The 12,510-nt window shown below is 45.2% G+C and carries 12 protein-coding genes; 10 read left to right on the top strand and 2 right to left on the bottom strand.

Annotation, left to right across the window (positions count from 1 at the left end):
- Window positions 1-129 precede the first annotated feature (129 nt).
- From BM210_RS14330 to BM210_RS14300, 7 genes are all read left to right on the top strand, one after another.
- The gene (locus tag BM210_RS14330; protein ID WP_091169234.1) at window positions 130-915 is read left to right on the top strand and encodes a TrmB family transcriptional regulator; all 786 of its coding nucleotides are present in this window, start codon (window positions 130-132) and stop codon (window positions 913-915) included.
- 44 nt (window positions 916-959) lie between these two features.
- On the top strand, window positions 960-1,802 hold the full coding sequence (locus BM210_RS14325; protein WP_091169232.1) for a fumarate hydratase: 843 nt from the start codon (window positions 960-962) through the stop codon (window positions 1,800-1,802).
- 23 nt (window positions 1,803-1,825) lie between these two features.
- The gene (locus BM210_RS14320; RefSeq protein WP_091169230.1) at window positions 1,826-2,383 is read left to right on the top strand and encodes a Fe-S-containing hydro-lyase; all 558 of its coding nucleotides are present in this window, start codon (window positions 1,826-1,828) and stop codon (window positions 2,381-2,383) included.
- Window positions 2,384-2,567: 184 nt separating this feature from the next.
- Window positions 2,568-2,789 (top strand): hypothetical protein, encoded by a 222-nt coding sequence (locus BM210_RS14315; protein ID WP_091169228.1) that lies wholly within the window; start codon window positions 2,568-2,570, stop codon window positions 2,787-2,789.
- A gap of 89 nt (window positions 2,790-2,878) precedes the next feature.
- Window positions 2,879-4,045 (top strand): MFS transporter, encoded by a 1,167-nt coding sequence (locus tag BM210_RS14310; RefSeq protein WP_256223614.1) that lies wholly within the window; start codon window positions 2,879-2,881, stop codon window positions 4,043-4,045.
- A gap of 120 nt (window positions 4,046-4,165) precedes the next feature.
- Entirely contained in the window at window positions 4,166-4,486 is a 321-nt protein-coding gene (locus tag BM210_RS14305) for an NIPSNAP family protein (RefSeq protein WP_091169224.1), read from the top strand.
- A gap of 72 nt (window positions 4,487-4,558) precedes the next feature.
- Window positions 4,559-5,512 (top strand): aldo/keto reductase, encoded by a 954-nt coding sequence (locus BM210_RS14300; RefSeq protein ID WP_091169221.1) that lies wholly within the window; start codon window positions 4,559-4,561, stop codon window positions 5,510-5,512.
- A 6-nt stretch (window positions 5,513-5,518) separates the two neighbouring features.
- On the opposite strand, the gene BM210_RS14295 is transcribed toward BM210_RS14300, so the two are convergent.
- Window positions 5,519-5,734 carry a hypothetical protein gene (locus tag BM210_RS14295; protein WP_091169220.1) on the bottom strand — a complete coding sequence of 72 codons (216 nt, stop codon included), beginning with the start codon at window positions 5,732-5,734 and terminating at the stop codon, window positions 5,519-5,521.
- Window positions 5,735-5,909: 175 nt separating this feature from the next.
- Window positions 5,910-6,653, bottom strand: coding sequence for a hypothetical protein (locus tag BM210_RS14290; protein WP_091169217.1), 744 nt, complete (start codon window positions 6,651-6,653; stop codon window positions 5,910-5,912).
- Window positions 6,654-6,861: 208 nt separating this feature from the next.
- Between BM210_RS14290 and BM210_RS14285 the strand changes: the two genes are divergently transcribed.
- The 3 genes from BM210_RS14285 (at window position 6,862) to BM210_RS14275 (ending at window position 12,399) form a co-directional block, all read left to right on the top strand.
- Window positions 6,862-7,536, top strand: coding sequence for a response regulator transcription factor (locus BM210_RS14285; RefSeq protein WP_091169216.1), 675 nt, complete (start codon window positions 6,862-6,864; stop codon window positions 7,534-7,536).
- On the top strand, window positions 7,526-8,947 hold the full coding sequence (locus BM210_RS14280; RefSeq protein ID WP_256223601.1) for a sensor histidine kinase: 1,422 nt from the start codon (window positions 7,526-7,528) through the stop codon (window positions 8,945-8,947). The genes BM210_RS14285 and BM210_RS14280 overlap by 11 nt, the downstream gene beginning before the upstream one ends.
- Before the next feature lie 248 nt (window positions 8,948-9,195).
- Complete coding sequence (locus tag BM210_RS14275; RefSeq protein ID WP_177237811.1) at window positions 9,196-12,399, top strand: S-layer homology domain-containing protein; 3,204 nt, start codon at window positions 9,196-9,198, stop codon at window positions 12,397-12,399.
- The last annotated feature ends 111 nt before the right edge of the window (window positions 12,400-12,510 follow it).

Raw genomic sequence — 12,510 nt, 5'->3', positions numbered from 1 at the left:
GGACAACAAGACGTTAATCTCATCATAATTGTTATTGAAAACCTTAATTTTATTTGTTAATATGAAATCAGCAATGATAGTAATTACTATAATAGTCACTAATGTTTGGCGTGGAAATGGGGAATGCGAATGGAAGAGCTGCTGCGGAACATTCAGGCTATGGGGTTAACTCAATATGAGGCCAAGGTATACCTTTCATTAGTTCCGTTGGGTCTCTCCAATGCCTATCAGATCAGTAAAGTATCGGGCGTACCGCGAGCGCGGGTGTATGATGTGTTGAATGGCTTGGTGCAGCATGGACTGGTCATGAAGCAGGAAAGCGAAGGTGGAGCCCATTACTCGTCTTTACCGGTCGAAGTTTTCCTAGAGTCGATGAAGACAAAATGGGAAGAAACGTACAGCAGTCTGGAGAACGAATTGAAAGCGCTTGAAAAGCAGGAGCCTGAGCCTGAAATTTACGTTTCTACAGTAAAAGGGGAAGACAATATCCTATCTTTTTGCCGAGTCCTTATTCGACGTGCCCGCAAGCGGATCGTGCTTTCGTTATGGGAGCCGATGTACGTTAAGCTGCAGGATGATCTGAAGGAGCGGCAAGAGGGGTGCTTGCTAAGAGGCATATTATTCCAAGTGGAAGATTCACTGCCTGGGCTGGATCTCCATCGGAAAACCCATTACGTAGCGCATGTTGACCATCCTTGGTTCATTATATCGATAGACGGCCAAGAGCTGTTCTACGGAAATTCCATTGAGCATGGCGGCAATGCGTTTTATACGGACGATCCGGCTCATATTTATTTGCTGGAGGATTATATTTGGCATGATGTACTTGTAAACCGATTGGTAGGCGAAGAAAAGCGGGAAGAGATGGACCAATGGATTGCTCCAGCGAGGAAAAGCTTTTTCGGTGAAATCTAAGAAGACGCAGGCAATCTGAGAATCGTAGAGAGGATGAAAGAATAATGAGGACAATTCATGTTGATCAAATTCGTGATGCTGTAGCTATTTTGTGCATGGAGGCCTGCTATTACTTACCGGAGGATATTGTTGAGGGCTTCCGCAAAGCAAGTGCAACCGAAAAATCTCCTCTGGGCAAAAGCATTCTGGATCAATTACTCGAGAATGCACAATTGGCTGCTGAAGAAGATCGGCCGTATTGCCATGATACAGGGCTTACTGTCGTCTATGCCAAGGTGGGGCAGGATGTCCATATCGAAGGCGGAAGCTTCAATGAAGCGATTCACGATGGAATTAGGAAGGGATATAAGGATGGATACTTGCGCAATTCGATTGTAGGCGATCCGTTATTGCGTAAAAATACGAACGATAATACCCCCGGCGTCATTCATACTGAAATTGTTCCAGGAGATCAAATTAAGCTCACAGTGCTGCCGAAGGGCGGCGGAAGCGAGAATATGAGCGCAATGAAGTTTTTGCTTCCAGGAGATGGCGCTGCCGGTGTCAAAAAATTTGTAATGGATACGATCATTGCAGCAGGCGGCAGGGCATGTCCACCCTTGGTTGTAGGTGTAGGCATTGGCGGAAGTTTCGATAAAGTAACTGAGATTGCCAAGGAAGCGATTTTGCGGAATGTGGGCGAATATCATCATGAACCACATATTGCTGAGCTGGAGAAGGATTTGTTGGAGGAAATCAATAAGACGGGAATTGGACCACAAGGCTTAGGCGGAACGAGTACAGCTCTATGGGTGGCAGTTGAAACGTACGGCTGTCATATCACCGCGCTTCCGGTCGCCGTAAATCTACAATGTCACGCTGCACGAAAGAAATCCTGTGTTATCTAAACTATAAAAGGCGGTGCTGAATTATGGCCAAAATTTATCTGGAGACACCTCTAACGAGAGAACAAGTCTTGCAGTTTCGAGCAGGGGATGAGGTTTTTCTGAATGGAACGATCTACGTAGCGCGCGATGCGGCACATAAGCGACTGCTGGAGCTGATCGATCGCGGCGAGGAATTTCCCGTGAATTTGAAAAATGAAGTGGTCTTCTACGCAGGGCCGACTCCACCGAAGCCAGGTCAAATTATCGGCTCCATTGCGCCGACAACAGCCTCTCGGATGGACCCTTACACACCTGCTATGTATAAGTATGGAGTCAAAGCTACCATTGGCAAAGGACCCCGAAGCCAGGAGGTTAGAGAGGCCTGTCAACAATATGAAGCTGTATGCTTCGCTGCCATTGGTGGTTTATCGGCTCTGCTGGCACAGAAGGTAAAAGCGGCTGAAGTCGTTGCTTATGAGGATCTTGGGCCTGAGGCCATCCGCAAGCTTACGGTCGAGCAATTTCCGGTGATGGTTGTTTATGATTCTCATGGTGGAGATATGTATGAACAGGAGATTGCCAAGTACAGAACGTTAAGCTGATCAAACAAATGCAGTCATAATGGAATGCTTGTCAATACAATCACATAAAATAATTGAAATAGTGTATTGTAAAACTTGTTTGTAAGCGTTACAATAACTATTAAGACACACTAAATCGTTTTTAAAAAGGCTATATTGTGTATCATTGTTTTTTATTCCTTAACTAAGAAGGGATTTGATTAACATGACTGCTTACCCAGCCTTTGCGGAAAAGATTTACGAAATGCAGGAAATATCTACGGATTGCTACCGCACAGACCCTGAATTGTTCAGCGTTATCGACAGTCTGGTCAGAGCCTGTAGCATGATGAGTGACTCGGCGTCAGAAATGCACATTAACAGTCAGCTTGAGATGGCCTATAATGGATTAAAAAAATACAAAATGGAACGGATGAGCAGCCTATAGGGCTGCTTTTTTTAGTCTCCATGGATTAAACCTACGTGAAGTTCCTGCTTCCCACAGCCTGCCGCTCTTGATACAATAGTGAGAAATGTCTGCACGTCGAAAGGAATTTACGCATGGTCTACTTTTTACTATTTTATATGGTTATTTATATGGGAAACGCTGTATATGGGACGTTCCTGCCGATTTATTTTCAATCCGTTGGTGCCACACCTTCAGAAATTGGTACGCTGTTAAGTTTGGGACCGTTAGTCGCTCTGCTGGCTCAGCCCTTCTGGGGCTCACGAGGGGACCATGCCAACAATAAAAACACGATTCTGATGATATTGATCATCGGCTGTGGAAGCATCATGCTGCTTTTTCCGCTGTCTACGATGTATATCTTTTTAATGTCGATGGTATGTTTATTTACGTTCTTTCACACATCTATATTTGCTATCAGTGATGCGATGACTTTGCAGGAGCTGGAAAAGCAGAAGCGCTGGTCGTTTGGTCTTATTCGCCTGGGCGGAACGGTCGGCTTTGCCTTGATGTCGATTGCTTTTGGTTTTATAGCGCAGTTGAACATCAACTACTTATTTCCTGTATATTCGCTGGTAATGCTGGTAGCCCTGCTGCTTTTACTGCGTTTTCCTAAAGTTCCCGGTTATCGAGCTACAGGGGACAGGGTACGTATTTGGGTGCTGTTCAAGCAGCGCAAGCTGATGATATATTTGGGAATCAACGTGATTCTGCAAATTACTTTAGGCTATTACTATACGTTTTTTCCTGTTTACTACAAATCGATGGGGGGCGATAGCGTCCTTCTGGGGTGGTCGATGGTGATCTCTTCGATTAGTGAAATCCCATTTTTGCTGCTGGCGAAGCGGATCTTTGAGCGAGTGAGGATCACACATATTTTGCTGGTGGCAAGTATCGCGGCAGCACTACGTTGGTTCGCCTTTTCGTTGACAGATAATCCGCTATGGGTACTGCCTGCCCAGATACTGCATGGACTGATTTTTATTGTTCTTTCTGTGACTATGGCGATGTATATCAATCAACAGGTTCCCAAGGAGTTGAAAGCCAGCGGCCAAACTTTGAACGCTCTGCTCAGTCTCGGTGTTGCGAGGATTATCGGCAGCTTTCTCGGAGGATATGCCAGCGAAGCAGTTGGAATGAAAGAGGTGTTTTTCTACAACGGGTGGATTGCCCTCGGCTGTGTAGTTAGTGTCCTTATCGTGAATGCTTGGGATAAAAAAACCGTCGCAGCTTCATAAATGTTGGGGTTACTTTACTTCACGATACTAAGTTTCAAATAATTCAGTCATTTTCGATACAGGAATTGTAACTTATAATAAGAAAGGTAAGGAACAAATAAGGAGAAGAGGGACGATCTGATGCTTTACGAACTTCGAATTTATTATATTCATCCTGGCCGGATGCAAGCAATCCACGACCGTTTCGCTAATCACACCTTGCGAATTTTCTCCAGAATCGGGATGAAGGTTACCGAGTTTTGGGAAGACACGGATTCAGAGCACAACCGATTGTACTACATAATGGAGTTTGCCAGCCGTGATGAACGTGATGCCAAATTCGAGATATTCAGGAATGACCCGGAATGGCAAAAGGCAAGGAACGAGTCCGAGCTGGATGGCGCGATTGTTGAGCGTGTAGAAAGCGTTTTCCTTAAGAATGCTGCCTATTTCAGTAAATAAAATAGGCAAGGCAAGCTCAAATGATGCTTACGAAGAAAGCTTTGCGTTGCAAAGCTCTGAGGAGGAAATCAAATGGAATATGTCAGATTAGGTAAATCAGGACTTAAAGTATCTAGACTTAGTTTGGGCTGCTGGAACTTCGGGAGTCCTACTCCGCCCTGGGGTAAGCCGGGAAAGGTCACACCTACTGATTCATTTCGTATTATCCGTGAAGCAATCGATCTTGGGATTAATCTGTTCGATAATGCTAATCGCTACACTGGTGGAGAAGCGGAAGAAATTCTTGGCAGGACGATCAAAGGCCGTCGTCACGAGGTTGTCGTGGCTACCAAGGTGCATGGTGACGTAGGTCCTGGCATTAATAACAGAGGTCAATCCCGTCTGCATATTATGCAAGAGGTCGAGAATAGCCTGCGGCGGCTTGGCACTGACTATATTGACCTATACCAAGCCCATAATGTCGACTATGAAACTCCCCTTGAAGAATCACTGCGTGCATACGATGATTTGATTCGCCAAGGCAAGGTTCGTTATATTGGCTGCTCGAATTTCCCTGCCTGGGTGCTGACGAAAGCTCTTTGGGTCAGTGATGTGAATAAGCTCGCCAGCTTTATTTCTGTACAGCCTAATTACAGTCTGGCGAATCGGGCGATAGAGAAAGAACTACAGCCAATGTGTGTAGACCAGGGAATCGGAATGATTCTCTACAGTCCCATGGGCGGAGGCATTTTATCGGGTAAATATGAGTCCAATATTCCGAGAGGAAGCCGAGGAGCCGAGGAACCGGCCGTAGCGGAACGGGCGAAGAAATTTCAGGAGGGTGTTCAGCTGCTAAAGGACATCGCGAACGAGCTTGGCAAAACGCCAGCACAGGTAAGCTTGAACTGGATTATTAATCGCCCCGCTGTTTCAGCAGCAATTGTTGGTGTGAGTAAGCTTGAGCAGCTGAATGAAAATGTGGGCGCGGTTGGCTGGAGCCTTAGCGAAGAGCAAACTAACCAAATTGATGAGGCCTTCCCGGTTTAAAGCGGGTCATCGCTGCTTAGTCTCGAAAAACTCACAGGATACTCTTGAATAATAAAATAGTCCACTTACGCCGGATTGCACGACAATGGTTTGATTGTCAAAGCGGGTAATCACAACTCCGGAATCTATGATATGATCGTCTTTAAAAATTCGGATAAGAGCTTGATTCTCCATTGCCTCATTAAATTCTTGATCGGTTTCCAGTCGGCGGTTTTGTGCCATTGTGTTCTCTCCTTGGGTCACATCATGAATAAACTCTATATGACATTGTAGCAAAAGTTTGAGTAAAGTCATATAGCAGCTGAATAAATACAAAAAGGACAATCCCCATCATCCGTAGAGGATGATGGATTGTCCTTTCATTATAAGTAATTGTGACCACCGTAGTGGCTGTAAATTATTTGGTTGCTGGTGTCTTGTTTGTTGTTTTCGGTTGGTGTTTTTCATCAACCTGCTTGGTGATTCTTTCGGTTTCTTTCTTGACAAGACCATCAATCAGCTGCTGCTTGCTGACGCCTTTTTCCTGAGCAATTTCACTTAGTGATTTACCAGCTTTCAATTGCTCATTAATTTCCTTAGACGTTAATCCGATAATAGAGGAAGCTGCTTCCAAGCCGCCGCCCGGACCACCAAACCCGCCTGGACCTCCATGTCCTCCCGGACCGCCAAACCCACCGCGTCCTTCAAAGCCCTTGCCGCCAGGGCCGCCTTTACCATCAAATACCCCAGCTTGATCTACTCTTTTCGTGATCATTTCCAACTGTTTAGCTTTTCTTTCATCGGCTTGTGCTTGTGTTAGTTTGCCGTCTGTGACCGCTTTGGCCAGTCTTTCAGCATCCTGCTTCACAAGAAGATCGATGATTTGCTGCTTGGATACGCCTTTGGCTTCTCCAATGGCCGCCAATGATTTACCAGCCTTCAATTCTGTATGCAATGTGGCTTCGTCAATAGTTAGAAGGGTCAACAGCTCCTGATTGACAAAACCGCCGGGTTTCATTTTGTCGCCGCCTTTGAATCCCTGTACCTTGTGCTGGGCCGTTGTATCTGTGGAAGTAGTTGTCGTTGCTGATTGTGCGTATGCGGTACCGGCAATTGCCATAAGGGCAAGTCCTAAAGTAATGGGCAGTAGTTTCTTCTTCATGCTCGAAATCACTCCTAATTGGTGTATTTTGGGTACGCTACCTAAGCGCATTCTTAATATATCCTTGCAAAGTGAAAATTAGATGAAAGGAACATTATTCCTATATAAAAAAACTGCCGGCTACGAATTCGAATATGGTCAAAAGATTTCACTAATTTTTCATGTAATCATGTTATGCTTTCCAATATAGAGAAAGGGGTGCAGGGCATTGAATATTCTATTAGCGGAAGATGATTCTCGTCTTGGCGAGCTGATTGTACATATGCTGAAGAAAAAAGCCAATTACCAGGTGGACTGGGTGATGACAGGTAATGATGCTTGTGATTATGCCCTTGCCTCTCATTATGATGTGTTGATTATGGATTGGATGATGCCGGACGGAAATGGTGTAGATGCCTGCCGAAAACTGAGGAAATCCGGGTATTCAGGTGCAGTGCTGATGCTGACCGCTAAGGACGCATTGGAGGATCGAATAGAGGGTCTGGATGCCGGGGCAGACGATTATCTCATTAAACCGTTTGAAATTGCTGAACTGTTGGCCCGAATACGTGCGTTGTCTCGCCGAAATTACGCTCCGATTACGGAAGAGGTGGTGCATTTTCAAGATATTAAGCTATTTCGCACTGGCTTTTCCGTGCAAAAGGGTGTCGTGACGATCCAGTTAACTCCCCGCGAGTTTCAATTGCTGGATTTATTGGCGCACAATAAAGGTCAGGTGCTGACCCGTGAAGTGATTCTGGATCGGATATGGGGTTATGATGCTGATGTTTCGGCCAAGATCGTGGATGCTACCATCAAGCTGCTCCGCAAAAAGCTGGAGCCATTCGGCTCGGAGGAACTCATACAAAGTATTCGCGGGGTGGGATATAAGCTTGAAGGATAAATGGTTGAAGTGGATCGGAAGGCGTTGGGGAAGTGACATCTTTCAGCGTACACAAAGCCGTTTGACGCTTGTATACAGCGGACTTTTGATGCTTTTTTTGGTTATTTTTATTGTGATCGTGTATGCCTTGCTGTATTTTATTATCCTGAACGATCAGGAGCGTGAGGTGGAAGCTCTAGTCGAACAAGAGGTGCGATTGATCGAGGAGCATATCACGACAAATAAAATAATGGATACGCGTTTGTTGGAAATTCAGGGGGTTATCGGACCTTCACAGGACCAGCTTTTTAATTACATATTGGGGCCGAATGGCCAGATGTTATATGGAAACGATATCGGGCGTGGTCTGCGTCCCCAGATGCTGGACTTGTTGAAAGGATGGGCTCCCAAGAAAAACGAACTGCGCTACCATAAGCTGCAATTATCTAAGGACCGGTTCGGGGACCGCCGTTTCCCTAGGGGATATAAAACACCCTTGGAACAGACGAACACACAGGAGATTCGTTTACTCACATCAGGTAAAGCGATTATGCAGGGAAATAAGCAGATCGGCACTTTATATGTAGGTAAAAACATTTCCTACAACTATGAGCTGTTTAATTGGTTGTTGTACATTTTTGGTGGATTGGCTGTGCTGTTTTTTGGCATCGCTCTGTATATGAGTCATATGATGTCCAAGCGGGCGATGATCCCGATTGTACAATCCTATGCAAGGCAGCGTGAATTTGTGGCTGATGCCTCGCACGAGTTGAGAACTCCTTTAAGCGTCATGCTGTCGTCCATCGATTCCTTGGAAATGGAACAGTCCGAGGAAACCGATCCATTCGTGCGCAAGCTGCTGGTGAATATGAAGGATGAGGTCAAACGGATGACCAAGCTAGTTAGTAATCTGCTGCTGCTGGCACGTTCGGACACACCCGAGTATATTCTGCAATGGGAAGCTTTCGATTTACAGCCCCATGCGGAAATGATTATCGAATCAATGCAAGGTTTATCCGGCTCCAAACAGATTGATTTGCAAATGGTCGCATCCGGGAAGCTTGATATCGAAGGAGATTTGGAACGATATAAGCAGCTGCTTATCATCCTGCTGGATAATGCGCTAAAGTATACCCCGAGTGGCGGAGAGGTCCGACTGAGGCTTTCATTAGATGTCAATGATATCAATCGTAAGCTGGTTATAGTCGTCGAAGATAACGGTATAGGCATTGCCGATGAAGAACAAGAGCAAATATTTCATCGTTTCTATCGCTCGGATAAATCCCGTTCCCGACAAATGGGAGGACACGGTCTCGGCCTAGCCATTGCAAAGTCGATTGTAGAAGCCCATCATGGAACCATCCATGTCAGCAGCTCGCTAGGCGAGGGAACGAGCTTTACCGTAACACTACCGATAACACGAGGAAGTTAGGTACAAGGTGTAGGAATGTTGTCAGAGGTTAAAGGTAAAGCAGGTATTCGGGGACGACAGTCTCAGGTCCTGCTTTTTTATATGTCATAAGATTTAAGTGTTAAATATCCCATCAACAAATTCAATTTCCACAGATTGGGTAATAAGTATTAACTCGCGTGTTGTTAAGACAATCCGATCACGAAAATGCGAAAGCAGCACGAAGTACATAATTTTATCAAAATTTATTCAGTTGGAGGGAAATGTTTATGAAAAAAAGCTTATCCATAATTGTATCTCTATCGGTCATGTTCTCATCCCTGGCTTTCAGTGGGGCGGCATTAGCTAAATCCTCTGCAGATTTCACGGATTTAAAGGATTTGGAACCGACGACGAAGGACAAATTCGATTCATTAATTCATGCAGGCATATTTGATGGTGTCAGTGAAGACACATTCGGCTTAAAGGAAAAGATGAATCGTGCCCAGTTTGCGAAGGCGGCAGCATTAATATTCAAGCTAAGGGTTGACAATACGTTGACCACCTCAACCTTCAAAGATGTGAAAGCTGATGACCCTGCGAATGGCTATGCGCTTCCTTACATTGAAGCGATTGTCAAAGTAGGAATTACCGATGGATTTGCGCCAGGTGAATTCAATCCGGCAGGTGAAGTAACCAGAGAGCAGCTTGCAGCGTTCCTCATTCGTGGTCTGAGTATGGAGAACCAAGTAAAAACAACCACGGGTCTGAATGACCCAACCGTATCCTCATGGGCTCAAAGCTATGTGGCTTTGGCTGTCAGATTGAAGCTGCTGCAGGCCAATGCGGATGGAACAGTTGGTGGCATGACACCGGCAACGCGTGACTTGCTTGCCTTGTCGTTATATGAAGCCTCTCAGCGCTATAAGCTGGACTTTAACGGCAAGTATGGGATCGCTTCCTTTAAGGCTACTAATTTCAATGCATTTACGGTTCAATTAAATGGTGCATTGCCTGACACCAACTCTGCAAAGCTGAACCTGACTCGTAATGGTTCACCTGTAAGCGGATATACGACCAGTTGGAGTAACGACAAAACAACAGCCACATTGACATTAGATAATAAATGGGATGCCGCAGCTTGGGCCGTTACTTTGGATGGAGTATCCAATTCGGACGATTCAACACGAACAGCTCAATTTACCACAACGGCAGAACAAATTACAAACATTAGCTTCCTGACGACTAGTGACACATTGCCTAACGATAAACGGATTCGAATCGATTTTAAAGCAGCTAATCAATATGGAGGCCAATCCTCTTTGTCAGCAAGCAACTTCAAAATTTATACCAGCATCGGGACTACAACAGCTATCGGTGGTGAGCAAGCCTTTTATCTGGATTTACCTGACGGTACGACTAAGGGTGAAAGTATATCCATTACGGTACTGTATGAATCGACAAGTATACAAGGCAATAAAGTATTCCAGATTGGCGATAAAAGCACGGTATCCAGGCTGGAAATCGGAGAGCTCGTTAACGATTCCGGCAGCATGCTGAATTCGATTGCTTCCAAGGGCTATGGCTATCTGAATGTAAAAGCTTTTGACCAGTATGGTATTCGTGTGGAAAATAAAGATGCTTTGAATACAGGTATCGCAGTCCTCATTAATGATTCCGATCTGGAAAAAGGGAATTCTGGGGAGAACCTGGCTTTCGTAGATAACGTTGTCGGGGATTCGGCGGCAGATCTAAAGCTGCGCTCCGTATCTGATAAAACGAAGGATGTCACCATTTCGCTGATCGCCAATGGGTCAGGCCAGTCCTATACGAAGGTAGTCAAGATCGCAGCCAATCAGTCCGCAGCAAGTCTGGCTTTTGGTGCTTATAATTACAGCTTATCCAAAGGTGATGTGCCAACAGGTGATGAAGCGACCGACGCGAAATTTTATGTGCCGATTATTGTGAAGGATTCCGAAGGCAATCAGCTGACACCTCAAGAAATTTATGATCAACGGGCCAAGTTCAATATTTTCTCGAATGGTGGCGTGACGCTGGCTGCTGATCCCATTTCCAATAATGGTTCTCACAAGGGTATGATCGCAATTACGGGTGTGATCAGCAAAGAAAATTCAACCATCACCATTCAGCTGAAGGATAATTCGGATGTGAGAGCAGAGCTTAGACTTAACGGTAATGAAGAGCGCAAAGCCGACGACATTCGTTTCTCGGTAACACCAGCCAAATACATGACAGCAGGTACTAATAATGAACTGAGAGTTAAGCTCTATGATCAATTCGGCGGGGATTTAAAATACGATGCTGCTAATCAATACGTGGTTCGCTACTCCTTAAAAGCGATTTCCGGTGATGCGGCCACTTTAGGAGCTACCAGTCTGGCAAGTACGCAGCGGATGGATCAGGCTAACAGCGCTTCTCCGCGCAAATATATGCTGCAGCCTACGACAGTTGGCCAGGAAGTGACTCTTGACTTCAAGCTGGCTCACGATTCCTCCGATATGAGTGTGGATTCCGTGTTTGATAAATCGTTCAACTTCTATGCGGGGACTGGTGCGAAAGCTGCGGATTATTTGTTTAAAGCTTCCTTGTTGAAAGCGGATAAGAATGGCAGCATGGTTGTGAATGGTGTCAATTATGCAGAAGTAGATTCAGTTTCTACCTCAATGAATGTTATTGACCCGAACGATTCTGCGAATAAGCTGACCTATGAAGCTTATCTGGATCACTCAAATAATATTTTGCTGGCCGCAGATGACTATTTGAGCTCAGGAACAGGAGCGGCAGGGGCGAGCACTGTATACGATAATTACCGTGGATTTGCCAAGGAGGTCAAAATTAGAGCAAAGCTGAATAACAGCGACATCGTCAAGATGCCATCTTCAATCGTTTCCGTTACGTCTAGCAACAACCAAGTGGTGGACGCAGCGAGCAAAACTGCCGATCAGAATGGCAGCCGATTTGTTGCAGGAGGTAAGGCCGGAACAGCTCAGCTCAGTATCCTATATAATAATGGCAGGAATGAAATTGTCAATTCGACGATAGATGTAAGCTCTAAAAATGAAGGTCCGGTTGTAGAGAACATCTTGCTGAACAAGACAGGCAAAGACGTAGCCTTGGCAGATCTTCAGGCAGGACTGTATATTTGGGATACTAAGCTGGCTGAGAAAATAACGGTTAAGGATCAATACGCTGGCGAATTTGTAGCAGAGCGTGCTCCTGGAGCTCTGGATGAGGAAGCGGCAACCTCGAGAAATGATTTGTTTAAAATGAGCAATACAGGAACGAATGGAAATGAGGTATTGAAGCTGAGCTTCTATATCAGCAGCATAGTGGGGAGCAAACCGAGTGCTGTTACTATAGATAAAATGGGTAAAGTCCAATATACAGGTGCTGCGGGCGACGTAACCAGCTTTAAAATTAACATTGTGGCACCAAGCAGCCAAACGGCCTCATTTGATGTTAATGTAAAGTAAATGGCATCCATTAATTATTCTTTAAAAGTGCGGTGAATAAGTGGTGCTGCTGTGCCCTTTTATTCACCGCATTAAACAGTCCTCAGTTTGGATGAGGGGCTGTTTGTCTAT

The sequence above is a fragment of the Paenibacillus sp. 1_12 genome (assembly GCF_900114475.1).
Taxonomy (GTDB): domain Bacteria; phylum Bacillota; class Bacilli; order Paenibacillales; family NBRC-103111; genus Paenibacillus_S.
Note: the sequence above shows the minus strand (reverse complement) of the source record. Positions and strands in the feature narration are given on the sequence as shown.

What these genes read in the sequence shown, in the direction of transcription:
- BM210_RS14290 (WP_091169217.1), bottom strand. Translation starts at nt 6,653, where the DNA reads ATGAAGAAGAAACTACTGCCCATTACTTTAGGACTTGCCCTTATGGCA.
- BM210_RS14320 (WP_091169230.1), top strand. Translation starts at nt 1,826, where the DNA reads ATGGCCAAAATTTATCTGGAGACACCTCTAACGAGAGAACAAGTCTTG.
- BM210_RS14315 (WP_091169228.1), top strand. Translation starts at nt 2,568, where the DNA reads ATGACTGCTTACCCAGCCTTTGCGGAAAAGATTTACGAAATGCAGGAA.
- BM210_RS14330 (WP_091169234.1), top strand. Translation starts at nt 130, where the DNA reads ATGGAAGAGCTGCTGCGGAACATTCAGGCTATGGGGTTAACTCAATAT.
- BM210_RS14295 (WP_091169220.1), bottom strand. Translation starts at nt 5,734, where the DNA reads ATGGCACAAAACCGCCGACTGGAAACCGATCAAGAATTTAATGAGGCA.
- BM210_RS14275 (WP_177237811.1), top strand. Translation starts at nt 9,196, where the DNA reads ATGAAAAAAAGCTTATCCATAATTGTATCTCTATCGGTCATGTTCTCA.
- BM210_RS14300 (WP_091169221.1), top strand. Translation starts at nt 4,559, where the DNA reads ATGGAATATGTCAGATTAGGTAAATCAGGACTTAAAGTATCTAGACTT.
- BM210_RS14305 (WP_091169224.1), top strand. Translation starts at nt 4,166, where the DNA reads ATGCTTTACGAACTTCGAATTTATTATATTCATCCTGGCCGGATGCAA.
- BM210_RS14325 (WP_091169232.1), top strand. Translation starts at nt 960, where the DNA reads ATGAGGACAATTCATGTTGATCAAATTCGTGATGCTGTAGCTATTTTG.